This window comes from Streptomyces sp. NBC_00433, from assembly GCA_036015235.1.
Taxonomy (GTDB): domain Bacteria; phylum Actinomycetota; class Actinomycetes; order Streptomycetales; family Streptomycetaceae; genus Actinacidiphila.
The window spans coordinates 6,493,956-6,518,221 of sequence record CP107926.1 but is presented as its reverse complement, the minus strand read 5'-3'; the positions used below and the strand labels follow the sequence as shown (position 1 = coordinate 6,518,221).

General features: G+C 70.4%; 20 protein-coding genes and 2 pseudogenes. 8 read left to right on the top strand and 14 right to left on the bottom strand.

Going from position 1 to position 24,266, the window contains the following annotated elements; all coding sequences use genetic code 11:
* Positions 1-335: 335 nt before the first annotated feature.
* The 6 genes from obgE to OG900_27730 all read right to left on the bottom strand — a co-directional run bounded on the left by obgE (position 336) and on the right by OG900_27730 (position 9,304).
* The gene (gene obgE / locus OG900_27755; GenBank protein WUH93529.1) at positions 336-1,778 is read right to left on the bottom strand and encodes a GTPase ObgE; all 1,443 of its coding nucleotides are present in this window, start codon (positions 1,776-1,778) and stop codon (positions 336-338) included.
* Positions 1,779-1,902: 124 nt separating this feature from the next.
* Positions 1,903-2,157: a 50S ribosomal protein L27 gene (gene rpmA, locus OG900_27750; GenBank protein ID WUH93528.1), complete on the bottom strand. Its 255-nt coding sequence runs from the start codon at positions 2,155-2,157 to the stop codon at positions 1,903-1,905.
* Between the two features lie 14 nt (positions 2,158-2,171).
* Complete coding sequence (gene rplU / locus OG900_27745) at positions 2,172-2,495, bottom strand: 50S ribosomal protein L21 (GenBank protein ID WUH93527.1); 324 nt, start codon at positions 2,493-2,495, stop codon at positions 2,172-2,174.
* 547 nt (positions 2,496-3,042) lie between these two features.
* Entirely contained in the window at positions 3,043-7,221 is a 4,179-nt protein-coding gene (locus OG900_27740; protein ID WUH93526.1) for an Rne/Rng family ribonuclease, read from the bottom strand.
* 219 nt (positions 7,222-7,440) lie between these two features.
* Entirely contained in the window at positions 7,441-8,208 is a 768-nt protein-coding gene (locus tag OG900_27735; protein ID WUH93525.1) for a TIGR03936 family radical SAM-associated protein, read from the bottom strand.
* A 469-nt stretch (positions 8,209-8,677) separates the two neighbouring features.
* Complete coding sequence (locus OG900_27730) at positions 8,678-9,304, bottom strand: WHG domain-containing protein (protein ID WUH93524.1); 627 nt, start codon at positions 9,302-9,304, stop codon at positions 8,678-8,680.
* A gap of 84 nt (positions 9,305-9,388) precedes the next feature.
* Here OG900_27730 and OG900_27725 point away from each other — a divergent pair, with 84 nt between their 5' ends.
* From OG900_27725 to OG900_27715, 3 genes are all read left to right on the top strand, one after another.
* Positions 9,389-9,901 carry a carboxymuconolactone decarboxylase family protein gene (locus OG900_27725; protein WUH93523.1) on the top strand — a complete coding sequence of 171 codons (513 nt, stop codon included), beginning with the start codon at positions 9,389-9,391 and terminating at the stop codon, positions 9,899-9,901.
* A gap of 76 nt (positions 9,902-9,977) precedes the next feature.
* Entirely contained in the window at positions 9,978-10,772 is a 795-nt protein-coding gene (locus OG900_27720; protein WUH93522.1) for a hypothetical protein, read from the top strand.
* A 405-nt stretch (positions 10,773-11,177) separates the two neighbouring features.
* On the top strand, positions 11,178-12,803 hold the full coding sequence (locus tag OG900_27715; GenBank protein WUH93521.1) for a recombinase family protein: 1,626 nt from the start codon (positions 11,178-11,180) through the stop codon (positions 12,801-12,803).
* 171 nt (positions 12,804-12,974) lie between these two features.
* On the opposite strand, the pseudogene OG900_27710 reads toward OG900_27715, so the two are convergent.
* The 4 genes and pseudogenes from OG900_27710 to OG900_27695 all read right to left on the bottom strand — a co-directional run bounded on the left by OG900_27710 (position 12,975) and on the right by OG900_27695 (position 16,470).
* Positions 12,975-14,356 (bottom strand): annotated as a pseudogene (locus OG900_27710) (plasmid replication initiator protein).
* Positions 14,357-14,629: 273 nt separating this feature from the next.
* Complete coding sequence (locus OG900_27705; GenBank protein WUH93520.1) at positions 14,630-14,821, bottom strand: hypothetical protein; 192 nt, start codon at positions 14,819-14,821, stop codon at positions 14,630-14,632.
* Entirely contained in the window at positions 14,818-16,122 is a 1,305-nt protein-coding gene (locus OG900_27700; protein WUH93519.1) for an FtsK/SpoIIIE domain-containing protein, read from the bottom strand. Before OG900_27700 ends, OG900_27705 begins: the two co-directional genes overlap by 4 nt.
* Positions 16,122-16,470: pseudogene (locus tag OG900_27695) on the bottom strand (hypothetical protein). The gene OG900_27700 and the pseudogene OG900_27695 overlap by 1 nt, the downstream one beginning before the upstream one ends.
* A gap of 160 nt (positions 16,471-16,630) precedes the next feature.
* Between OG900_27695 and OG900_27690 the strand changes: the two are divergent.
* Positions 16,631-17,410, top strand: coding sequence for a GntR family transcriptional regulator (locus tag OG900_27690; protein ID WUH93518.1), 780 nt, complete (start codon positions 16,631-16,633; stop codon positions 17,408-17,410).
* An 844-nt stretch (positions 17,411-18,254) separates the two neighbouring features.
* Entirely contained in the window at positions 18,255-18,461 is a 207-nt protein-coding gene (locus tag OG900_27685; protein WUH93517.1) for a hypothetical protein, read from the top strand.
* A gap of 195 nt (positions 18,462-18,656) precedes the next feature.
* Here OG900_27685 and OG900_27680 read toward each other — a convergent pair whose 3' ends face one another.
* Positions 18,657-19,571: an IS982 family transposase gene (locus tag OG900_27680; GenBank protein ID WUH93516.1), complete on the bottom strand. Its 915-nt coding sequence runs from the start codon at positions 19,569-19,571 to the stop codon at positions 18,657-18,659.
* Between the two features lie 286 nt (positions 19,572-19,857).
* On the opposite strand from OG900_27680, the gene OG900_27675 reads away from it, so the two are divergent.
* Complete coding sequence (locus OG900_27675) at positions 19,858-20,298, top strand: hypothetical protein (GenBank protein ID WUH93515.1); 441 nt, start codon at positions 19,858-19,860, stop codon at positions 20,296-20,298.
* Between the two features lie 86 nt (positions 20,299-20,384).
* Here the strand turns inward: OG900_27675 and OG900_27670 are convergent.
* A protein-coding gene (locus tag OG900_27670) for an IS3 family transposase (protein WUH93514.1) occupies positions 20,385-21,547 on the bottom strand; the annotation gives its coding sequence in 2 pieces (ribosomal slippage) (positions 20,385-21,260 and positions 21,263-21,547; 1,161 coding nt in all).
* A 39-nt stretch (positions 21,548-21,586) separates the two neighbouring features.
* Entirely contained in the window at positions 21,587-22,645 is a 1,059-nt protein-coding gene (locus OG900_27665; GenBank protein ID WUH93513.1) for an IS630 family transposase, read from the bottom strand.
* On the opposite strand from OG900_27665, the gene OG900_27660 reads away from it, so the two are divergent.
* Positions 22,644-23,099 (top strand): hypothetical protein, encoded by a 456-nt coding sequence (locus tag OG900_27660; GenBank protein ID WUH93512.1) that lies wholly within the window; start codon positions 22,644-22,646, stop codon positions 23,097-23,099. The genes OG900_27665 and OG900_27660 overlap by 2 nt on opposite strands.
* Positions 23,100-23,132: 33 nt before the next feature.
* On the top strand, positions 23,133-23,855 hold the full coding sequence (locus tag OG900_27655) for a creatininase family protein (GenBank protein WUH93511.1): 723 nt from the start codon (positions 23,133-23,135) through the stop codon (positions 23,853-23,855).
* A 101-nt stretch (positions 23,856-23,956) separates the two neighbouring features.
* Here OG900_27655 and OG900_27650 read toward each other — a convergent pair whose 3' ends face one another.
* On the bottom strand, positions 23,957-24,199 hold the full coding sequence (locus OG900_27650) for a helix-turn-helix domain-containing protein (protein WUH93510.1): 243 nt from the start codon (positions 24,197-24,199) through the stop codon (positions 23,957-23,959).
* Positions 24,200-24,266: the final 67 nt, after the last annotated feature.

The following is a 24,266-nucleotide window of genomic DNA, read 5'->3' as shown; positions in this document are numbered from 1 at the left end:
GAACCTCCCCACGGCCGACCTCGCACGCCTCGGCCCCGAGGGGCCTCAGCGGCATCGCCCGACTGCCCGGACTCCGTCCGGGATCCGGGGGCACCGCAACGCGCACACCGTGCTCACTCGAACGGATCGAAGTCGCGGTACTCCGCCTCCGGGTCGTCGCGCTCCGCCTGCCTGTCGCGACGGCGGGACACCGCGGCGCGAGGCGCGTCGAAACGGTGGGCAGAACCTCCCCACGGCCGACCTCGCACGCCTCGGCCCCAAGGGGCCTCAGCGGCATCGCCCGACTGCCCGGACTCCGTCCGGGATCCGGGGGCACCGCAACGCGCACACCGTGCTCACTCGAACGGATCGAAGTCGCGGTACTCCGCCTCCGGGTCGTCGCGCTCCGCCTGCCTGTCGCGACGGCGGGACACCGCGGCGCGAGGCGCGTCGAAACGGTGGTCCTCGCCGCGGCGGCCGAGCATTTCGGCGCCGGCGGCCATCGAGGGCTCCCAGTCGAAGACGACCGCGTCGTCGTCGGGGCCGATGGCGACGCCGTCGCCCGGCTTGGCGCCGGCCTTGAGGAGTTCGGTCTCGACGCCGAGGCGGTTGAGGCGGTCGGCGAGGTAGCCGACTGCCTCGTCGTTGGTGAAGTCGGTCTGGCGGACCCAGCGCTCCGGCTTCTCGCCGCGGACGCGGAAGAGGTTGTCCTCCTCGGCCGTGACCGTGAAGCCCGCGTCGTCCACGGCCTGCGGGCGGATGACGACCCGGGTGGACTCCTGGGCCGGCTGGGCGGCACGTGTGTCGGCCACGATCTTCGCGAGGGCGTACGACAGTTCCTTCAGGCCCTCGTGGGAGACCGCGGAGACCTCGAAGACCTGGTAGCCGCGTGACTCCAGCTCGGGCCTGATGATCTCGGCCAGGTCGCGCCCGTCGGGCACGTCGATCTTGTTGAGCACCACGATCCGCGGCCGGTCCTCCAGACCGGCGCCGTACGCCCGCAGCTCCGCCTCGATCACGTCCAGGTCGGTGGCCGGGTCGCGGTCGGACTCCAGCGTCGCGGTGTCCAGGACGTGCACGAGCACCGAGCAGCGCTCCACGTGCCGCAGGAACTCCAGCCCCAGGCCCCGCCCCTCGCTGGCGCCGGGGATCAGTCCGGGCACGTCGGCGATCGTGTAGACGGTCGAACCCGCGGTCACCACGCCGAGGTTCGGCACCAGCGTGGTGAAGGGGTAGTCCGCGATCTTCGGCTTCGCCGCCGAGAGCACCGAGATCAGCGAGGACTTGCCGGCGCTGGGGTAGCCCACCAGCGCCACGTCCGCCACCGTCTTCAGTTCGAGCACCACGTCTCGCGCGATACCCGGCTCACCCAGCAGCGCGAAGCCCGGCGCCTTGCGGCGGGCCGAGGCCAGCGCCGCATTGCCCAGGCCGCCGCGGCCGCCCTGCCCGGCGACATAGGTGGTGCCCTGGCCGACCAGGTCGGCCAGCACATTGCCGTGCTTGTCCATCACGACCGTGCCGTCCGGCACCGGCAGCACCAGGTCCGTACCGTCCTTGCCGGAGCGGTTGCCGCCCTCCCCCGGCTTGCCGTTGGTGGCCTTGCGGTGCGGGCTGTGGTGGTAGTCGAGCAGCGTCGTGATGTCCTGGTCGACGACCAGGACCACGTCGCCGCCGCGGCCGCCGTTGCCGCCGTCGGGGCCGCCCAGCGGCTTGAACTTCTCCCGGTGCACGGAGGCGCAGCCGTGGCCCCCGTTACCCGCGCCGACATGCAATTCGACGCGGTCCACGAAGGTGGTCATGGCGTTTCCTCCAGATACATGCGGGTCTGCGCGCATTCACGCGCAGTCATAACGCGCCGAGGGCGGCCCCGCTTCCCGTATACCGGGAAGCGAGTCCGCCCTCGGAAAGCTCTCAGCGTGCCGTTCAGGCAGCCGGAACGATGTTCACGACGCGACGACCGCGCTTCGTGCCGAACTCGACCGCACCGGCCGACAGCGCGAACAGCGTGTCGTCCTTGCCGATGCCGACGCCGGAGCCGGGGTGGAAGTGGGTGCCGCGCTGGCGGACGATGATCTCACCTGCGTTGACGACCTGGCCGCCGAAGCGCTTGACGCCGAGCCGCTGAGCGTTGGAGTCGCGACCGTTCCGGGTGGACGATGCGCCCTTCTTGTGTGCCATCTCTCCTCAGTCCCTTACTTCGCAGCCGCGGCGGGGATGCCAGTGATCTTCAGCGCCGTGTACTGCTGGCGGTGACCCTGGCGACGGCGGTAACCGGTCTTGTTCTTGTAACGCAGGATGTCGATCTTCTGGCCCTTGTGGTGATCGACGATCTCGGCCTCGACCTTGATCCCGGCCAGCACCCACGGGTCGCTGGTGACGGCTTCGCCGTCCACCACGAGCAGCGTCGAGAGCTCGACGGCGTCGCCGACCTTGCCGGTGGGAATCTTGTCGACCTCGACGATGTCGCCGATGGCCACCTTGTGCTGGCGGCCACCGCTACGCACGATCGCGTACACGTTGAACTCACTCTCTGCTCGATTCGGACCCCTGATGCCAGCCGTCCCATGTCTCACGCGGGGGGCCTCTCCCGGCTGACCGGGAGGAACGTGCTCAGGAGATAGGCGCAGAAACGCCGAAGCTCAACTTTACGTAGCGCCTCCGGCCGGGTCAAATCCCCCCGGGTGGCCCCGGGGCCCCGGTCCCCCCGCGCGAGGGGGTGCCCCACCGGGGCGCGGTGTCCGCGGTCCCCTTGCGTATGAGGGTGCCCCCTCGGGGGGCGCCGCTTCTGCGGTCCCCTTGCGTCAGGGGGTGCCCCTCAGGGGCGCTTGGGGGTGCCCCCAGGCGCCCCTGTAGGGCGCCGCCCTACGCAGCAGCGCCCACGCGGCGCCGGCCGCAGATCAGATGCAGCCCCGCGCCCCTGGGGGGCACCCACCAACGCAGAGGGGCCACGCGGCGCCAGCCGCAGATCAGATGCGGGCCCGCGGACGGGAAGCGTGCCCCCGGCGCAACGGGGGACCCCCGCGGCCCCGGGGTGGGCCGGGGGCGCGGGGGTTGAGGGGCGGATTACTCCGCGGAGGTTGTGGACTTCTTCGCGGCAGGCTTCTTCGCCGCCGACTTCTTGGCGGCAGCCTTCTTCGTCGCCGTCTTCTTGGCCGCCGCCTTCTTGGCGGGGGCCTTGCGGGGCGCCCGCTTCTTAGGCTCGGCCTCCTCCGCGGCAGCGGGCTCGGCCGCGGCCACGACGATCTCCGTGTCCTCTCCCGCCGCGGGCGAACCCGCGGGCGCGGTCACCTTGCGGGTCGCGCGGCGCCGTGCGCGGGCCGGCGGCTCGGTGGAGACCTCGGGCTCGGGCAGCGCGGCGACCGCCGGAGCGGCCGGCGCCTCGGCGGCGACGACCATGACGGCCGCCTCCTCGGCCGCCGCGGGCGAACCCGCGGGAGCCGTGGCCTTGCGGGTCGCGCGGCGCCGTGCGCGGGCCGGCGGCTCGGTGGAGACCTCGGGCTCGGGCAGCGCTTCCACCGGCTCGACGTCGGGCTCGCTCACCGGGACGACGACGAAGGCCTGGTCGGCCTCGCCCGCCGCCGTGGCGGGCGCCCCGGCGGGCGCGGTCGCCTTGCGCGCGCCCCGCCGCCGGTTGCGGCCGCGGGACGGGCTCGCGGCGGCCTCCGCCTCCGCGGCGCTGCCGAACCACTCCTCCTCGGGGTCGCCGACCGCCGGGACGAGGTCGGACTCGCCGACCTCGATCGGCTCCAGCTCGGGCAGCTCCTCCGCCTCGGTCTCGACGTCGGTCTCGACGTCGGCCACGTGCTCGTGGCCCTTGGCGCCGCGCCGCTTGCGCTTGCCGCCACCGCCGATGGTCGTGGCCTGGTCCATGTGGACGATGACGCCGCGCCCGTTGCAGTGGACGCAGGTCTCGGAGAAGGACTCGAGCAGGCCCTGGCCGACCCGCTTGCGGGTCATCTGGACCAGGCCCAGCGAGGTGACCTCGGCCACCTGGTGCTTGGTCCGGTCCCGGCCGAGGCATTCCAGCAGCCGCCGCATGACCAGGTCGCGGTTGGACTCCAGGACCATGTCGATGAAGTCGACCACCACGATGCCGCCGAGGTCCCGCAGCCGCAGCTGCCGGACGATCTCCTCGGCCGCCTCCAGGTTGTTGCGGGTGACGGTCTCCTCCAGGTTGCCGCCCTGCCCGGTGAACTTGCCGGTGTTGACGTCGACGACGACCATCGCCTCGGTCTTGTCGATCACCAGCGAGCCGCCGGACGGCAGCCACACCTTGCGGTCCAGCGCCTTGAGCAGCTGCTCGTCGATGCGGTACGTCGCGAAGACGTCCACCTCGGACGTCCAGCGGGACAGCCGGTCGGCCAGGTCGGGCGCGACGTGGCTGACGTAGTCGTGGATGGTGGCCCACGCCTCGTCGCCGCTGACGATGACCTTCGAGAAGTCCTCGTTGAAGATGTCCCTGACGACGCGGACGGTCATGTCGGGCTCGCCGTAGAGCAGCGTCGGCGCGTTGGAGCCGCCGCCGTTCTTCGCCTTGCGCTGGATGTCGTCCCACTGCGCCTGGAGGCGCTCGACGTCGCGGCGCAGCTCGTCCTCGCTGGCGCCTTCCGCGGCGGTGCGGACGATGACGCCGGCGTCCTCGGGGACGATCTTCTTCAGGATCGTCTTGAGCCGGGCGCGCTCGGTGTCGGGCAGCTTGCGGCTGATGCCGGTCATCGAGCCCTCGGGCACGTAGACCAGGTAGCGGCCGGGCAGGCTGACCTGGCTGGTGAGCCGGGCGCCCTTGTGGCCGATCGGGTCCTTGGTGACCTGGACGAGCACCGGCTGGCCGGACTTGAGCGCGGACTCGATGCGGCGGGGGCCGCCGGACAGGCCGAGCGCCTCGAAGTTGACCTCACCGGCGTAGAGCACCGCGTTGCGGCCCTTGCCGATGTCGACGAAGGCGGCCTCCATCGACGGCAGCACGTTCTGGACCTTGCCCAGGTAGACGTTGCCGACGTAGGAGGTGGCCTGCTCCTTGTTGACGTAGTGCTCGACGAGGACGTTGTCCTCCAGCACGCCGATCTGGGTGCGCTCGCCGTTCTGCCGCACCACCATGACGCGCTCGACCGCCTCGCGGCGGGCCAGGAACTCGGCCTCGGTGATGATCGGCACCCGGCGGCGGCCCTGCTCGCGGCCTTCGCGGCGGCGCTGCTTCTTGGCTTCCAGACGAGTGGAGCCCTTGATGGACTGCACCTGGTCGGCGCCGGTGCCGAGCGGCTCGTGGCTCTGCCGCGGCTCGCGGACCTTGACGACCGTACGCTCCGGGTCGTCGACGTCGCCGCCGCCCTGCGAGTCGTCCGCGCCGCCGTCGCCACCGCGGCGGCGGCGACGGCGGCGACGGCGGCTGCTGGTGCTGCCGCCGGTCCCGCCGCCCTGCGGGTGGTCGTCGTCGTGCTCGTCGGCGGACTCGGCCTCGTCGTCCTGCGACTCGTCCTCGTCCTCGTCCTGGTCGGACCCGTTGTCGTCCTGCTCGGCGGAGTCGCCGCGACGGCGGCGGCGGCCACCGCGACGGCGGCGACGGGACGACGGGCGGTCCTCGCCGTCCTCGCTCTCGCCGTCCTCGGCCTCCTCGGCCTCCGCCTCGGCGGTCTCGGTGCTCGGCGCGGCCTCGGGCTCAGCCTCCACGGCGGCGCCGCCCCTGCGGCGGCGACGGCGGCGCGGACCGCCGCCCTCGTGCTCCTCGGCCTCGGGCTCGCGCTCCGCCTCGGGCTCCTCGGCCTCCTCGACCACCGCGGGCGCGGCGGTGGGGGCGCCGAAGACCGGCGGCTGGAAGACCGCGGTCGGCGGCTGTACGACCCGGCGGCGGCCGCGTGCGGGCGCCGCCTCGTTCCGTACGTCGAGCGTGAGCGACTCGGCCGGGATGCCGAAGGCGTCGGCCAGCGCGGTCACCGCCTGCGCGGCGGCGTCCTCGGGCGTGGCGCCGTAGCCGCGGATCTCGTAGGCGTCGTCGACCTCGACGGCCCAGCCGTCGCCGTCACGCAGCGCCCTGCCGGTGTACGCGGTCGCGGGCGCGGCGGCGGCCGCCGGGTCAGCGCCGTCCTGCTGGGGGGCCAGTGCGCCCGGCTTCAGGCGCCGGGAGCCGTCGCCGCCGGGTGCGGAGAAGGTCGCGGCGGGCGCCGCCTTCTTCCGCGTGCGCCGGGCCCGCCCTGCGGGAGCGGCCTCCTCGGCGGGGGCTTCGGCGGCGGCCGGCCGCGTACGTGCGGGGGCTTCCTCAGCGGCGCGCTCCTCCGCGGCAACGGGGGAACCCGCCGGGGCGGTCGCCTTGCGGGTGGCGCGACGCGGGGTACGTGCGGGGGCCTCGGCGGCGGCAGCGGGCTCGGCGGCAGCGGCCGGAGCCACGGCTTCGGCGGCGGGCTCCTCCGTGACGGCGGGCGAACCTGCCGGAGCCGTCGCCTTGCGGGTGGCACGGCGGCGGGCACGGGTCGGGGCCGCGTCGGAGACGGCGGGCTCGGCGGCCTCGGCGGGCTGCTCCACGGCGGCGGGCGCCGCGGACTCGACCACGGTCTCCTCGGTCACCGCGGGCGAACCGGCCGGTGCGGTCGCCTTGCGGGTGGCACGGTGGCGGGGACGCGCCGGAGCGGCGTCGTCCACGGCGGCCTCCTCGCTCGCGGGTGCGGCGGCCTGGGCGGCCGGCTCCTCCGCGGCGGGCGCGGTCGCCTTGCGGGTGGCACGGCGCCGGGCGGGCGCCTCGGCCTCGGCAGCGGGCTCCTCCGTGACAGCGGGGGAACCTGCCGGGGCGGTCGCCTTGCGGGTGGCGCGACGGCGGGCGGGCGCAGCGGCCTCCTCGGGCGCCGCGGCCTCGGCGGGGGCTTCTGTGGCGGCGGGGGCCTCGGCGGCGGGCGCGTCCGCGGCGGTCGCCTTGCGGGTCGCGCGGCGGCGCGGTCGGGCCGGGGCGGCGTCCTCGGAGGTCGCGGCCTCGGCGGCGGGCTCCTCCGCGCTCGCGGCGGTCTTGCGGGTCGCGCGGCGGCGCGGTGCGGCGGCCTCGGGGGCGTCACCGGAGTCGGTGGCGGCGGGCTCGGCGGCCGCGGTCTTGCGCGTACGGCGCGTGGCGGGGGCGGCCTCGGCGCCCGCGGCGGACTCGTCCGCGGTCGCGCCGGCCGGAGGGCCGGCGGGGCGGGAGGCGGCACGCCGGCGGCGGGCCGGCGCGGCTTCCGCGGGGGTGTCGCCTGCGGTGGGCTGGGAATCGGTCTGGTCGGGCATTCGGGCAGTGCTCCCGTCATGCTCCCGGGCGCCGCGTCCAGGTCGGAGGTGGCAGGCCGCTTGGATCGCGGGGGCCGCCCTCCGGGGCGCGGGCGCCGCACGGGAGCTGCTGTGTCGCTCGTCGGCCGCCCGTTCTGGGGGGCCGACGAAAGTCTCATGTGGTCTGCGGCGCCGGACCCGGGTGGCTCCCTGGTGCGTCGGCGACGCGTGACGACGTGGCTACGCGGAACCGGCGGGCACCGTCACGGCGTCGCGATCGAGCGCGAGCGGGTCGGTGACCGTCCCGGTGTCCTCGTCGAGCGGCCCCTGCGCCAGCCTGGTCACCGCTGCGGGGACCGGCGGCGCGAGGTCGGCCGTCGCATGGAGGCCGGACAGTACGTCGTCGGGTCGCACGGCAGGTGTCAGGTGTCGCACAACCAGGCGCAGTATCGCACAGGCCTGGTCCTGCGGCCTATCGGCACCCTGGCACGTCGTGTCTTCCGGGTTCTCCTCGCCCTCGACGACCTCGAACCGCGTGACGGCGGCGCGGCAGTCGAAGGTGCGGATGCCGTTCTTGGTGCTGCGCTGTACTTCCACGGCGTCCGCGGCCAGGAAGGCCGCGACCGCCCGCCGGGCGTCCTCGGGCTCGACCCCGTCGAGCCTGAGCTGCCACACCGACGCTTCGAGGCGTTCCGCCAGGCCCGACGTGCGGGCCTCGACCGCCTCGATGACGTCCAGTCCGGCAGGCAGCGACTCGTCCAGCAGCGCCCGCAGCAGCTCCGGGTCGCGGAACTGCGCCAGGCCGATCTCCAGATACTCCGCCTCGCTGCCCACACCCGTGGGCGCGGCGTTGGCATACGACACCTTGGGGTGCGGGGTGAAACCCGCCGAGTACGCCATCGGCACCTCGGCGCGGCGCAGGGCCCGCTCGAAGGCGCGCTGGAAATCGCGGTGGCTGGTGAACCGGAGGCGGCCGCGCTTGGTGTAACGCAGTCGGATGCGCTGCACCGTGGGTGCGGGCGGCGGGCCTTCGGGCTGTCGCTTGCCCAGTGTCGTTCAGTCCCTACATGCGAATCGGGTGTACGTCGTCCCGACCAAGGTTACGCCGCCGATTGCCCTCGCGGCGCGAAGCCCGTACGAGGCCCGGCCCGCCCCCGGGCTCCCCGGGCGCACGGTGCGCCACCCCTCCCTCCGACCCGCAGCCCCGCCGCGTGGGGGCTGGTCGCGCAGTTCCCCGCGCCCCTGAAAAACGCGTGCCCTCTGCGCAGAGTCCCCGCCAGGGGCAACCGCCTGGCGCAGGAGGATGCAGGACCCAAAGGGGCGCGGGGAACTGCGCGACCAGCCACAGCGGACCGCACCTGTGAACGCGACAGAACGAGGCACCCACCCAGGGGCTCGGGGAACTGCGAGACCAGCCCCCACACAGCGGCACCGTGGAGTCCGTGACAGCACCCCGCAGGGAGTGGCGTGCCCGAGGTCAGGTCGGGGTGGGGAGGCCCACGAGACCGGTGAGGAACCGGTCGAGTTGTTCCGGGAAAGGCGGCCACACCGCATCGCAGCGATTGATCCGCAGCGACACGCTGCCATGCACCGCCGCCATGAGGTCGAGGGCGATGGCCCTCGCGTCGCACCGCGGCACGAGGCCGGCGTCGACGCACTGCTGGACCGCGTCCGCGCAGGTGTCCACGAAGTCCTGCTTGAAGCGCAGTTCGACCCGCTGGTTGAGCGTGCTCTCGAAGAGCACCTTGTAGAGCCCGGCGTGCTCCTGCGCCCACGCACCCAGCAGCAGCGTCCTCGCGCGGAGCGCCTCCGCGGGGTCGGCCGCGGAGGCGTCCGCCGCTTCCATCGCCCGCGTGATGTCCGCGGCGAAGCGTTCGAGCGTGGCGAGGACGAGCGCGTCGCGGTCGGCGAAGTGCAGGTAGACGGACGTGGCGGCGATGCCGACCTCGCGGGCCACCGCCCGCAGTGACAGCGCCTGGTCGTCCGCGAGCCCGTCCAGCATCCGGGTCGCCGTGGTGATGATGTCGGCCCGCAGCCTCTCGCCCTGGCCGCGCGGGTTGTTGCCGCACCTGGCTCCGCTCCGGGGCGGAGTGGTCGCATCCATGGCGGCGATTGTATGGGCAGAAACCGTAGGACTACAGTTGTAGCCCTACGGCCGTTCGGTCAGGGCAACACCGTGGAGGCACCCGTGGATTCCAGCCAGGACATGCCCGTCGAGGCGCCGGTGGACACCCTGACGTACCACCAGGGGTGGGACCGCTTCCCGGAGTTGACCGACCGCGAGAAGGTCGTGCTGTGCGTCGTCGCCGACATCTGCCGGCAGACGCTGGGCATGCCGTTCGAGTCGCACAGCACGATGGGGCTCACCCACGGCGTGTCGGGTGACGCGCTGCGCGAACTGCTCATCTTCCAGGGCGACTACGCCGAACTGCAGCGCCATCTTTACGCCGGGACGACGCGGTTGACCGTGCGGGAGCGGGTTTTCGGGTCGCTGACCGCGGATGTGCTGCACGGTGTGCTCGACGGGGCTTTCGCCGTCCACGTGTCGCGGGCGCTGGCGATCGGCGCGTCTCCGGACGATGTGCGGGCCGTGATCCGCTTCTCCGGACTGTTCGGGGCAGCCGAGGCCTGGCACGGCCTGCGGGCCGCCGAGCAGGTGCTCGCCGGGGCGCCCGGGGTCGCGGACCCCTTCGTCGCGTAGGGCCACCTGCCGCTGACCTGCCCGGGGCGTCACCATAGGGTGGGACGGGGAAGCCGTGAGCGGGAGTGGGGTCGGCATGATCAGCGAGCCGGAGATGGCGGGCGAAGGAGAATCGGCCGGGGCCGTGGACCTGGTGAGCGACACCGACCGGCCGCCGCCGCTGGGGCGGTTCGCGGGCAGGCCGTGGGCGTGGGCGCTCGGCGCGGCCGTCGTGACGTCGGCGGTCTGGGCGGCGGTGCTGCAGGGCACCGGCTACGGGCACACAGCGGCGCCCGACCTGCACGGCTACGGTGTCGACGCCGCCCCGTGCACCAACCTCCACATGCAGCCGCTCGCCGACGACCTGGGCTCGGTGTCCTTCGGCCAGATCCCCCCGAAGGTCACCAGGAGCGCGGCGCTCGACCGGGTCAGCTGCACCCTGATCGGCTCGGCGAAGGACGCCGACGGCTGGTCGAAGACGTACACGATGGCCGTCGCGGTCGAGCTGCACAAGAAGAAGGACCCCGCGGACGAGTTCGACGCCCTCAGCCGTTCCGACGCCACCACGGCGGCCTCCACCGAGACCGGCCTCCTCATGTCGTACATGAAGTCGCCGGAGCGGATCACACACCCCGAGGGCCTCGGCGACGAGGCGAATCTCATAGCCGGCGACTTCCAGCAGTCGCTGTACGTACGGCACGGCGGCGCCGTCTTCTCGCTGACCCTGGTCGGCAGCAACGACTGGGACGAGTCCCGCGGCCAGGCGCCCACCGGCGCCGACGGCGGGCCGGAGCGGCAGCGCGTGGCGGACACCTCCGCCTTCCGTAAGGACCTCGTGCCGACGATGCGCACCCTGATGCGCGCGATGGCTCAGCCGCCGTCCTCGTCCTGACCCGGCCTCCCCCGGGGGCGGGGCGTCACCCGCGTCCGCCCGGCTCGCGGGGCGTCACGCGGTCCGCCCGGCTCGGGGAGCAGCAGGCCGAGTCCCAGCGCGACCGGCGGGACGGCGCAGAGCACCGCGAGGGCGCCGCGGGGCCCGTGCGCGTCGGCCACCAGGCCGAGCAGCGGGGCGATCAGGCCGCCGACGCTGACGGCCGGGCCCAGGGTGACGCCCGCGGCGGTGCCGGGGCGGCTGGGCAGATAGTCCTGCCCAGTAGCCCGCGTCAGGCTCCGGGATTCCCACCCGAATTGGTAACGGTGAGCGGCAGCAGCTTCTTGCCCGTCGGGCCGATCTGGATGTCCAGGTCGAGCTGCGGGCAGATAGACACAAGGCAAAAACCGCCACTACCGTTCTGGCATGGGAAAACGATCGCGGACTCGCACCGCAGCGGACCAGAAGACCTACGCCGTAGAGACCGAATGGTCAGGCGCAGACTTGGCCTTACTTGAGGAGCTGAAGCGGGCCGAGACCCGGTTGCCGGACGACGCTCCGCGGGCGCTTCTGTCCATTCGGCTGTCCGTACTCACCGAGGACACGACCTCCCCCGTTCGGCAGGAACTCGACCTGCGGGTGAAGGCGCGGGAGATGGGGTGCCGTGTTGTCGGGGTTGCCAGCGACCTGAACGTGTCGGCCACGAAGGTTCCCCCATGGAAGCGCAAGCAGCTCGGCGACTGGCTCAACAACCGGGTTCCTGAGTTCGACGTTCTGCTCTTCTGGAAGCTCGACCGCTTCGTACGTCGTCTCTCCGACCTCTCCACCATGATCGATTGGTGCTTGAAGTACGGCAAGAATCTGGTTTCCAAGAACGACAGCATCGATCTCACCACCACGGCCGGAAAGATCATGGTGACGATCATCGGCGGCATCGCGGAGATCGAGGCCACCAACACGAGCACGCGCGTCGCCAGCCTCTGGGACTACACGAAGACCCAGTCCGAGTGGCTGGTGGGGAAGCCGTCGTATGGCTACATGACCACGGACGACGACAACGGCAAAGTGAAGCTCGTCATCGATCCCGATGCGTACAGGGTCCTGCACTGGTGTCGACGTGCGTCCATGAGGGGCGTCTCCGTCACCCGCATGGTCAAGGTGCTGACGCGCGCCGGCATCCCGACGCGAGGCAACGGCACCCTGACCACCAGCACAATGCTCCGCCGACTGCGCAACCCCGCCCTCCTGGGGTACCGCGTCGAAGAGGACAAGAACGGCGGCGGCGCGCGTCGGTCGAGACTGGTCCTCGGCACCGACGGCAAACCGATCCGGGTAGCTGACGCCATCTTCACGCAGGAGGAGTTCGACGACCTACAGGCAGCACTTGACCGACGCGGCAAGAACCAGCCCACTCGTCAGCCGAGCGGGGCGACGAAGTTCCTCGGCGTCCTCCTATGCGCCGACTGCGGAACGAACCTGACCGTGCAGATCACCACGAACAGCTTCGGGAAGTACAAGTACCTGCGGTGCCGAGCCTGCCCCAGCGGCGGCATGGGAGCGCCGAACCCTGACGAGGTGTACGGACAGCTCGTGCAAGACGTCCTGTCCGTTCTGGGCGACGATCCCGTACAGACGCGCGCGTACGCCCAAGGCGCGGAGGCCCGTAGAGAGGTGAAGCGCCTGGAGGAGGCTGTCAGCTACTACATGAAGGAGCTGGAGCCGGGAGGCCGGTATGCCAAGACCCGCTTCACGCGCGAGCAGGCCCAGGCGACCTTGGACAAGCTGATCGGCGAGTTGGAGACGATCGACTCCGACACCACACAAGACCGCTGGATCACCGTCCACAACGGCAGGACCTTCCGTCAGCGCTGGGAAGAGGGCGGCATGGAGGCCATGGCTGCGGACCTTCTCCGGGTCGGCATTCGATGCAGGGTCACGCGAACCAAGGTGAAGGGCGTCCGCGCCCCGCACGTCCACATGAAGCTGATGATTCCCAAGGACGTACGGGAACGCCTGGTGCTCAAAGAGGACGACTTCGCAGCAGCGTTCTGAGGCTAGCTCTCCGCCACGCGAGGGGCACTGGCCTTTGCTGACCGGCAGGGCGACTTCTGTTCGGATCCGAACCACGACGAAGGGTCGAACGGCTCCTCGGTCCCATCGTCGTCAACGACCACGATCTCACTTTCGATCCTGCTCGCTCCCCTGCGGGCCGAAGTCGCCCGGTCACCCATCAGCCGTTCCGGAAGTGATCTCGCCCTTGGCTGTCTCGCGGTTCCGAGCGATACCTGCCGCGATGAGAGCAGCACCGGCGGTGTGGCCGGAGCCGGCGTAACGCCAGCGCGACAGGGTTACCGCGTCGGGGGCGTCAGCCCAGTCGGGCCGGCTGTGATGCTCCGTCCGCGCATCGCGCAGGGCTGCGTACGTCGTGGAGTACACACGCGACTTGGTGAGTACATGGCCGCGGTAGCCGAGGGAGTGAGCCCAGGCGCGTAGGCGTAGGGACTCCAGAGCAGGAAGTCCGCCGAGTCGCCAGCATGCGGCCATGAGGGAGCGGACGTGTGGCGAGACTTGTGCCATCGCGATCTCCGCGGCTGACTGCACCGGGTGGTCGAGGCCGGCACCGACCTCGGCCGCGCCCTTGGTGACGTACTTCGCCACGTAGGCGGCCACCGCATCGTCGTTCAGTGCGTCCGCGCCGCCATCGGAGTACAGAGGTCGGGCGTCGAGTTGGGTACCCCAGCACAGTTCGTACTCGCCGAGTGCCTGTTGATACGGCACGCTCAGTCGGACAGCGGCAGCCGCCGTACGTACGACGTCGGTCAGGACAATGGCGTCCGCCCACGCAGGCGGAGGGTCGTCGAACCCGTTCGCTCCGTCGAGTCGTATCACCGCGTGCACATGAACGGCCGCCCGACGCTGGTATTCGGCGACTTTGGCGTAGGAGATCCTGATGCATCGGCGCAGGGCAGTGCGGCTCTGGGCGGCGCGCACGGCGAGGTGGTGGTACAGGTTGTCAGTGAACGCCTTCCAGAGGCGGCCAGCATGTGCGTGCCATAAGACATGCCCGGTGTAGTCGTAGCAGTCAGGGCAGAGCGGCTGACCGACGACTGATGCGGAATCGGCGTGGACCAAGCCGCAGCCGATAGGCCGACCGTGATCGCAGTGCCCGCGGCGGGAGCGGCAACGCTTGTCTTCAGAGGCGCGATGGACCGCGCCGAAACCGGGGGCAGTGAGGGTGACGAACAGCCGGGGATGCTGTCGGACACCGGTCGGGATGTTCTTGCCGCCCATGAGGCCGGCGCGCACCAGGTGGTAGGTGTCGCCTGCGTGGAGTCGGGAGCAGGAAGGCAGACGGTGGCCCGGCGGTTGCGGCAGCGGACGGAGAGGCGTTCGTAGGGTTCGCCGCTGGTGTCGTAGTGGTGGAGGACCTCTCCGGTCAGTGCGTCGCGGGTGGTGGTGGAGCCGGAGAGGTGGATCGGGTGGGCGCAGCCACCTGTTGCGGTGATCTGCTGGAGCCAGCGGTCGAACTGGGGGTGGTTGGCGAGCCGGATGATGTCGCGGTCGGTTTCGCTGAGCTGACCCAGGCGTGCCGCATGGGCAAGCACGGCACGCCTGGCAGCCGGGGTGTGTTCAGCGGTGATGGTGGTGGGGACCTTCCGGGGTGGGCCGCCGAGGCGGCTCGGTTGGGTGGTGGGTGGGGGTCCTGCATGGCGATCACTCCTTGCGGTTGGGTGGTCCGGCGGGCTGGTCAGCGGATGGAGCCGGCGCCGCGGCAGATGCGGCAGCGGCGGCGCCGTCCTGTCCAGGTCGTACGTGCTCCCTCGCCCTTGCAGGCCGGGCAGCGGACGCGGCTCATGGGCATGCGTGTCCTTCTGCGATCAGGTGTGGAGGAAGCCGCGGAGCAGCCATTCGACGCCCGCGGAGACGTCGCCGCTGACGGGCGACTCAGCGAGGTAGTAGCCGAAGAGGGCCAGGACGACGGCCTCCCAGATCCGTACGTCGCGGCCACGGACGAGCAGGGCGGACACGAGGCCGAAGACGGCCACGAGCGGGATGGACCATGTCGTCATGAGGGGTCACCGGCTCCCGTCGCGTCGTCCAGGAACGCCAGGTGCGGTGTCCGGTCGGCGTACGCGTCGACCAGCCGGGCGGCATCGGCAGGGACGGTGAGATACGAGCGAGCCCGTACCCAGCCCGCCGCGTCGGCGGTGGTGACGGCCATGCCCTGTTCAGCGGGCTGGATGCTCTGAGCAACGGCAACGGCGTCCTTGTGCAGGTCGCCGAGGGTCATCTCCGCGGTGGCGGGGTCGTTGACGCGGTGGCAGATGCGTCCGCCGAGCTGAGCGCGCAGCGCGGTCACGCCGGGGCCGAGGTCGGCGCCGACACGTTGACCGGCGATGACCAGGTGGACGCCCAGGGCGGCGCCGAGTTGGGCCAGGCGGAGGAGGTAGGTGGAGCACTGTTCGGCCTCCGCACGGTCGTCGCGCGAGCCGTTGGTGAGGTACAGCTCCGCCATCTCGTCCACCAGGACGACGACCGCCACCGGCCGTTCTTCGTCCCGCAGTTCCCAGATGGACCGGGCCCCGGCCGCGCGGCAGACCTTCATGCGCCGCTGCACCTCGACGACCAGCGCCCCGAACAAGGTCACGGCTTCCGGGCGAGATGTGGCCAGCGCCGAGAGCCGCCCGCGGAAGAGGCCCAGTTCCATGCCGCCCTTGCAGTCCACGCCGACCAGTGCGACCGGTTGGGGAGCGAGCTGCATCACCAGCCGGGCCAGGAGCGTGGACTTCCCCGAGCGCGTCGCGCCAACCACGAGCCAGTGAGGCTCGCGGCGGAAGTCGACCACCCAGGCGCCGCCGGTCTCCAGCGCCCCGACGACCGCCGACAGGAGCGGGACGCCGGTCGCATCCCCGGGTAGACGCGGGTTCTCCAGCGGATCGCTCGCTGTCGCGCTGATCAAGACGACGCCGCGCCGAGGTGACGCGACCCGCACGGCGAACATGTGCCATGCGTGCGCCATGGCGTCCGCGGCCTCGACGAACGCGGCCGGGGTTTGCCCCGGCAGGAGCCGTACCCGGACGGCCAGGCCGTTGGGCAGCGGCCGGACGCTCGTCAGCCGCGGGAAGCGCAGCCGTATCGGTGTGCCCTTGACGATCAGGCCGCCGAGTGCGCGCTGGTTCGGCCCGTAGGACACGGCCAGGTCGTTGATCCGGGCCACCCGTCGCCAGGTGGTCATAACCCGCGTTGCCGCGGGGACGAAGCCGGTCAGGTACCAGAACCACTCCGGGCGCCGGTCGCGCAGTTGCCGTGATGCGATCAGAAGCCACGCCAGCGCAACCAGGCCGGCGACTAAGAGAATCGGTTGTCCCATCAGGCACCACCACCGGACTTGGCCGGCGTCGGCGTGGGCGGTACGGGGGTGATGGCGGCGGCCCGGAAGCTGATGCCGTGCCGGTCGCCCATCGACCAGGCGAAGGCCTCCAGCGGTCACCCGGACCTCCGTTCCCTCCGTGATGCCCTTGGGTTCCCCGGTGACCGAGATCTCGATCACCGAGACCCGACGCCCTTCCTGCCGGACCATCACGCCCACGGTGTAGATCGTGTTCCCGTCCCTGTCCTTCTTGACCTCCTGCGTGTCGAAGTTGCTGATCTTCGCCTCGGGTTCAACCGCGCACCTCAGTACGCCCAAGCGAGTCGTGTCCACCGGTATGGACTGCATGCGTGCTCGGCCTCCTAGGCCATCAGACGTCAAAGTTTGGGCCGACGTCACTCGTACTGACGAGTGACGACTATGCAAGGCTTGACGGCCGAACGCAAGCACTTATGCTGACGAGTGACGTGAGCGACACTGAGCGCACCACGCGGACAAGGGGAGCGGCATGTCAGAGATCCAGCGCCCAGGAGCGCTCTACCGCCAGGTGGCCGCCGCCATCCGCGACGCCATCGCGTCCGGCGAGTACCCACCCGGAGCCCCGCTCCCCTCCGAAGCCCAGCTCATCGCGCGATACCAGGTCTCCCGCCCCACCGTTCGGAACGCCGTCGCGGCCCTCCGCTCCGAAGGGCTCCTTGAGGTCATCCACGGCAAGGGCAGCTTCGTCCGAGGAACGACGTCCCCAGTCCTGACGATCGATCGATCGGTCAGCAGCAACGACGGCGGAGAATTCACCGCCGGGAGCGCCGTCGAGTGGGAGGAGGCCGAGGAGCCGCACATCTACCGCACCCACACCAACACGTCCACCGGCCCCCTGCTGGGCCTCGGAGAAGACGAAGCACTGTTCGGCGTCGACCGCCTGCTCACCCACGCCGCCACGGCCACACGCGCCCTACACCGAACCCTCATCCCGTTCGCCACCGCCGAGGGCACCGAGCTTGCCGACCGCCCGGACACCGAGCCCGCCTGCATATACGCCCTGCTGGCCGAGGCTGGCCACACCCTCTGGTGGTCGGAGACCGTCCGCGCCCGGATGCCGCTCCCCGACGAGCACGCCGCACTCCGACTCCAGGACGCCACCCCAATCCTGGAAACCACCCGCGTCACCCACGGCGCCAGGGACCGCCCGCTCATCCTGGAAGTCCTCCGCGCAAGCGCAGACCGCGCCCAACTCACTTACCGCATCGCGCCGGACCGCACGCCCAAACTCCACACCGTCCGGATTTGATCCCTGCGGTCTGTCGAAACCTGTCTCCACTTCCTCAAGGCACCCGGCTGCGCTCCGCTCCGCCGGGCGCGCGTCCGGCGCTTGGCCGCGCCGTCGCTCCTGTCTCCGCCCCGCTCGGCCCGGCCCGCGCCGCGCGCGCCCACGAGGGGGAGGCCTGCGGCATGAGGTGATCCCGCACAGCCGAGGTCAAGACGATGCCTCCGGCGGGGGCGCTCCGGCTCCGAGATGGCCCCAACTCGCCGGCGTCTGCACGTTCATCGTGGTGAGCGGGGGTGCTCCCATCCCACCTGCCATCGACCCGGGCAAGCCGAGCAGTCGCGGCCCAGGGCGTCAAGGTCGTTCGTCCGGCAGGGCGCTCCACCTTGACGCCCTGAACCACGCCCGCTCCACAGGAGTGCGGGCCGACGGCAGACGGGATAGGAGCAGGGGATGTCGGTGGCTAGGGTGTGCAACGGGCGGCGAGCGAAAGCGGGTGGACAGCTTTGATCGAACTGGAGCGGGGGGTCGAGTGCGTAGGTCTTCCGCGCGGCGGACAGAGCGTGGCTGGCACGCCGCCTACGTCGTGGCGCTGTTCCTGATGGCAGTCACCACAGGTGACAAAGTCATCCGCTTCCTGCTCACCGCAACGGCGATCGGCGCCGCCTACAACCTGGGGCGCAAGTCCGAGAAGGAGAAGAGCGGGCAGTGACCGGTTGTAGTACAGCAGCGAAGTACAGCAACCGGGCCGACCGGTAGCGACTCGCCAAGGCCGCTACCACCGCGTTGACCACCTCAGCAGACCTCAGCGATCGTTACGCCCGTAGTTCGCATCGAGAGGCTAGACACCTCGCTGTAGCGTGACTCCATGGATGAACCTCGGATCACCGTGTACGGCTCCGCCACCGAGATCACCATCGCCGCCAATGCCGCCGGACTACGGGAACTTGCCGAGCGACTCAACGGCCTTGCAGAGCCTCATCTCCGGGACGGCTACCACGAGCACCTTGAGGGCGGTATCAACCTCGAAGACGGATCAATCAGCTTGATCCTGGCCCGAGATGAGACGTTGTAGAACGCACTGCGTCGAGTGATCCGAGTCGGCTTCGTGCCCGCTGCGTGCCCGTCTGACGGGTGTGCAGCGGGGTCCCACGGGGAACAGCGGGCCGGACGCCCCGTAGGCCCTGTACCGCGCCCTCCGAGGTCACCACAGGGGGCACCGCACTCGTCTTCCAAACTAGATGATTGAGTCCAAGGGGTGGGGTTGCGGTCAGTGATCGTAGGCGGTCAGTGACCGCTTGATCGGCTGCCCTGTCTTGTCGTTGTGCCAGATCGCTGCCGTGAGCGCGAGGATCCGGCACAAGACCCGGGCCGCTACCCCTGCTGGGCTCTTGCCGCCATGTCGTTCCAGGTCGAGCTGTCCCTTGAAGGTCTGGTTGATCGACTCGATGACCTGCCGCAGCGGCTTGAACAGGTGCGCCCCGGCCCGCTCGGCCTCCCCCTTGCGGGCCGGTCGCAGCAACTGGAGGTGGCGCTCCGCAACGTCACACTCGAACTCGCGACCGTAGTAATTCTTGTCCCCGATGATCGTCTGGCCGGGGTGGGTGGCTTCGACGTCGGGCGCGGTGTCGAGCATGTCGCGCAGAGTCTCCCGCTCGTCGGCCTTCGCGCCGGTGAGTGCGAACAGGATCGGCAACCCGCCAAGCGTGCACACCAGGTGCAGCCGCAGTCCCCAGAAGTACCGTGAGTGTGACGCGCAGTAGCCGTACTGGGCCCAGCCGGCCAGGTCCGAGCGCTTGGCCGTCTCCCGCGAGCACCCGCAGCCGACCGGGGTGGAGTCGACCAGCCACACGTCATCGCTCCACAGCGAGGTGTCCGGAGCGAGGATCCGGATCATGCTGGTGAGCAGCGAGGACGCGGCGCGCAGCCGCTTGCTGTAGCCGGACTGCTGGGGCACGTAGGGAAAGAGGTGGCCGAAGTCCCGCCCGACGCGGCGAAGCCAGCGCCGCTCGGAGGTGTAACCGAGCAGCGCCGACATAACCGCGAGGGTGACCAGTTCGGCGTCACTGAGCGTGGGCGCGATCCCGACGGTGGGCCGGTACGGAGCCAACCATGGCGAAGCCTTCAACTCGTCGTCGATCCGGGCATAGAGTGCCGTTGCGAGGGTGTCCAGGTCTGTCTTCACACACTGACATTGGACGCCCTCGTCCTATGTCCGCAGGCCATCCCTTGGACTCATTCGTCTAGTGCTGTGACCGCATAGGTTCACCGGGGTGGTGGGCACGTCCGGTGCGAGCCAATCCGTTTCCTGGGACTGTCGCGGCTGGGCGCGACAGCACCAGTTCCGAGAGCCGCCAGCGGGAGGGGCTGCTGTAGCGTCCGACGTGTGGGGGACGAACGGGGAGGGACCAGCTATGTTGCCTGTGGGCGATCTTGAAGCTTGCTTCGGTGTGCCTCGCGGTTACTCAAAAGTGGATGCCTGGGAGGAACTGGAAGCCGCAACCGGGCCGCTGCCGATGGACTACAAGGAGTTCGTGGCAGGGTACGGTCCGGGCGTCGTCGGCGCCTTCCTCAACGTGCTGCATCCGCTGTCTGCAAGGTTCGACATGTTCGGGACAATTGAGGCCATGGCCCCGCTCTACCAGGAGCTTGTCCCGGACAAGATCCCCCACCCGGTGTTTCCCGCGGACGGTGGGGTGGTCCAGTGGGCGAGCACCGTGGAGGGTGATGCCTGCTTTCTGGTGCCTGAGGCCAGGGGAACGTGGCATGTCGGGGTCTGGTTCCGCCAGTGGGCACAGTGGGAGGAGTACGAGGAGGGCGTCCCGGTCTGGCTTCTCCGCCAGGTGGAAGCCACGTTGATTGTTCCCGGCCTACCGCTGCGCGTGCACGGTGGATTTTCCCCAGTGGACTGATCGCAGTTCGGGACGCCAAGTGCCTTAAGCCGTCTGCCGTCCTCCCCAACGAATGGGTCTGGTGCAGGGTTGGGTGACAGGTTCGTTCACGCGGCCTGGAGGGCCGGTGTGGTCATGACGGTCTCGTACTCGACGGGTGTGAGCCGGCCGAGGGAGGCTTGCCTGCGGCGCCGGTGGTAGGTCCTTTCGATCCAGGTCACGATGGCGATCCGCAGTTCCTGGCGGGTGGCCCACTGCCGGCGGTCGAGGACGTTCTTCTGCAGCAGGCTGAAGAAGGACTCCATGGCCGCGTTGTCGCCTGCCGCCCCGACCCTCCCTATCGAGCCGACGATCTGGTGGCGGTCCAGCGCCCGGACGAATTTCCGGGAGCGAAATTGCGATCCGCGATCGCTGTGCAGAACGCACCCGGCAACGCTCTCGCGTCGGGCAACGGCATTGGCCAGGGCTGCGACGGCCAGGCGCGACTTCATCCGCGAGTCGATGGAGTAGCCCACGATCCTCTTGCTGAAGACGTCCTTGACTGCGCAGAGATACAGCTTTCCTTCCCCCGTGGCGTGTTCGGTGATGTCGGTGAGCCACAGCCGATTCGGCGCACTCGCGGTGAAGTCGCGGCGGACGAGGTCGTCGTGGACCGGCGGTCCGGCCTTCTTGACGCTGCCGCGCTTCTTGCCGAACACGCTCCACCAGCGGTTGTCCCGGCAGATCCGCCACGCGGTCCGGTCCGCCATACCGGCTCCCCCGGCGCGGGCCTCGTCGGCAAGGAAGCGATAGCCGAACTCCGGATCCTCCCGGTGGGCGTCGAACAACGCGTTCGCTCGATACGCCTCCTCGAGCGCGGCATCGGCCACTGGCTTGTCCAGCCAGCGGTAGTAGGGCTGGCGGGAGAGCTTCAGGACCCGGCACGCGACCGTGACGGGAGTACCGCCTGCGGCCAGCTCTTTCACGAGCGGGTAGATCCTTTTCCCGGCAGGTTCGCCTGCGACAGATAGGCCGCGGCCCGGCGAAGGACCTCGTTCTCCTGTTCCAGCAGCTTGATCCGCCGCCGTGCTTCCCGCAGCTCCGCACTCTCCTGGCGGGTAGTTCCGGGCTTTGTCCCCTCGTCGATGTCCGCGTGGCGCATCCACTTGAACAGCGTCATCGCGTGCACGCCGAAGTCGGCGGCCACCTGCTCGACCGTCACGCCCGGGCCGCGGTTCCTCGCGACCCGCACGACGTCCTGACGGAACTCTTCCGGATAAGGCTTGGGCACAGCGACATCCTTCCCACCCGCCCCACAGGGCAAGCCAGTTCAGACGTCACCCGATCGTGCACCAGACCCAATCCTCTTCTCGCTCCGGACGCGGGCGCGTTCGCGCCGTTGAGCTGCGAGGACATCGGGATGACGCGCATTATTGCAGCGCCAGCGTAGATAGGCATGCAGAGCCCGGGTCTGGGCGGTGTGGTTGCCGTAGTTGGAATTGGCGATGGTGAATTGCCGCAGCGGCCCGAAGTGGGCCTCGATCGGGTTGGCCCAGGACGCATAGGTCGGTGTGAAGCACAGTTCGACTCGCTTTTTCTTCGCCCAACGGCGGATCTTGTCGCCCTTGTGGGCGGAGAGGTTGTCCAGGATGACGTAGATCGGGGCGCCGTCTGGGCGGGCCGCGCGGATCGACTTGAGCGCGGCCAAGGTGTTCGACGCACCCTTCTTGTGCCGGTTGACGCCCCACAGGGTGTCGTCGCCGATGGAGTAGCAGCCGTGGAAGTAGCGCACCCCTTGAGTGCGGTGGTAGGTCGCGGGATGTCGCTCGGGTCGGCCATTCTCGGCCCAGCAGGACCCGCCGGTGGGGCGGATGCCCAGTGGTCCGAACTCGTCGAATGCGAAGACGCGGTCGGGGACGCGTTCCAGGACCTGCTCGATGCGGTCGAGCCTGGTGTCGCGCTCGGGGTCTGGAGACTCCTTCCAGGTCTTGGTGCGCTGAAAGGTGATGCCGCGACGGGCGAGCAGGCACCGTAACGCCTCACGGCCGATCCGTATGACACGGCCGTGCACTTTCCGCAGGTAGGCGGCGAGTTTCCGGATGGACCAGCGGCTGAAGGGCTGGCCGAGCTTGGTCGGGCGGGTAGCTGCCGTCGCCACGACGAAGTCCTCGTCGTCGGGACTGAGCAGGCGGGGACGGCCTCCCGCCCACCGAGGGTCCAGGCAGGCCAGGCCGATCTCGTTGAACCGGTGGATCACGTCGCGGACGGTGTCCTCGTCGGCACCCAGAAGGCTGTGGCACTGGCGCGGGCAGCGCAGCGCATCCCGGACCTGACCCCGCAGATCACCGCACTCGCCGCCCAGCAGGAGGCACAGGGTTAACGCACTCATGCAGAACCCCAGGGCCGCCCTGGCGAAGTTCGACGAGGCACGCGAACTCGCGTCTGCGCTCCCCGAAGCGCGGCCTGATTCGAAGCTGGACACCTCCTACTGCACGCCCACCTACATCGAGATCCAGCGGGCGAACTGCTGGATCGACCTCGGTGACCCGCTGCGTGCGGTGGGGCTGCTGGAGGCCGAGTTGGCGACGCTGCCCCGCGTCTATCGCAACGATCGCGGGGTGTACCTCGCCCGGCTCGCCCGCGCGTACGCCAAGGGCAACGAACCCGAACTGGCCGCGGACACGGCCGCCAAGGCGCTGGCCACCGTCAACCAGACCGGGTCAGCCCGCAAGCTGACCGAGCTGGACAGCGTCGCGGCTCTGGTCGGTCCCCGGCAGAACATGACCGCAGTCGCGACGTTCACTGAACAGTTCGCGCTCGTTCGTGACCGCCTGACGGCTTAACCTTCGCGGCAGACATGGGAGATGCTGTAGATCATGGACGATCTGATCACGCAAGCCACGTCAGGTGATGAGCACCGAAGGGGGAAGGCCGTTGCCGTCCTTCCGGTGGGAAGCTTCGAGCAACACGGCGAACATCTTCCGCTGATCACCGACACCGCCATCGCGTCTCTCATCGCCCGGCGTATCGCCGACGATCACGGCCTCTTCCTCCTCCCCCCGATCACGATCTCCTGTTCTCACGAGCACGCGACCCTGGCCGGCACGGTGAGCATCAGCGCGGCCACGCTGTACGCCATGGTCAACGACATCTGGCGGTCACTCGAAGCGGCGGGCACTCCCGGGCTGCTCATCGTCAGCGGCCACGGCGGAAATTACGTCCTCTCGAACGTCGTCCAGGAGATCAACGTCAACGGTCCCCGCGTCGCACTCTTCCCCGTCCACGAGGACCGCGCCCAGGCCCGCCGGGACGCCGAGTTGGAGAGCGGCACCGCTGAGGACATGCACGGCGGAGAGTTCGAGGTCTCGCTCCTCCTCCATGGGGCGCCCCACCTCGTCGGCGAAGGAGTGGAGACGACAGACCACGTAGCGCCCGATCGGCGGCACCTGCTCACCGTGGGTATGGCCGGCTACACGACGAACGGCACCGTCGGACAACCGTCGCTGGCCACCGACGCCAAGGGCAAAGCCCTTCTGGACAGCTTTTCGCGCTCGGCAGAAGCCCATCTCGCGCTGATTGACGGGAGCAGCCGCAGTTAGTCCCGCGTGGCCTATGGCTCTCTCGCGACCGGCATCAGGACGTGAAATGCCCCGCCGCGACGCCGGGGGAGGTGGCGCGCGGGCGGGGTGCTGGGGTCAGCTCAGCGTGTCGCCCGTTTGCGTTCCAGGAAGAGCACCGGGCAATTGACCACCTTGGCGATCTTCATCAGGATGGCGGGCGTCGCACTGCGCCAGCCGGACTCGATGTCGCCCATGAGCTGCTCGGAAATGCCCACGCGCCGGGCAAGCGCCCTCTTGGTCAGACCGGCCTTCTCACGTGCCCAGGTGACGGCTTCCGGCTCCTGGTGCAGCCTGCGCGTGCTCACATCGGATGCGGCGGCCATGGTGTCGGCCTCGCGATTGTCTTCACCGGAACGCGAGAGACGGTCACAGCTGCCGGGACTCCACACG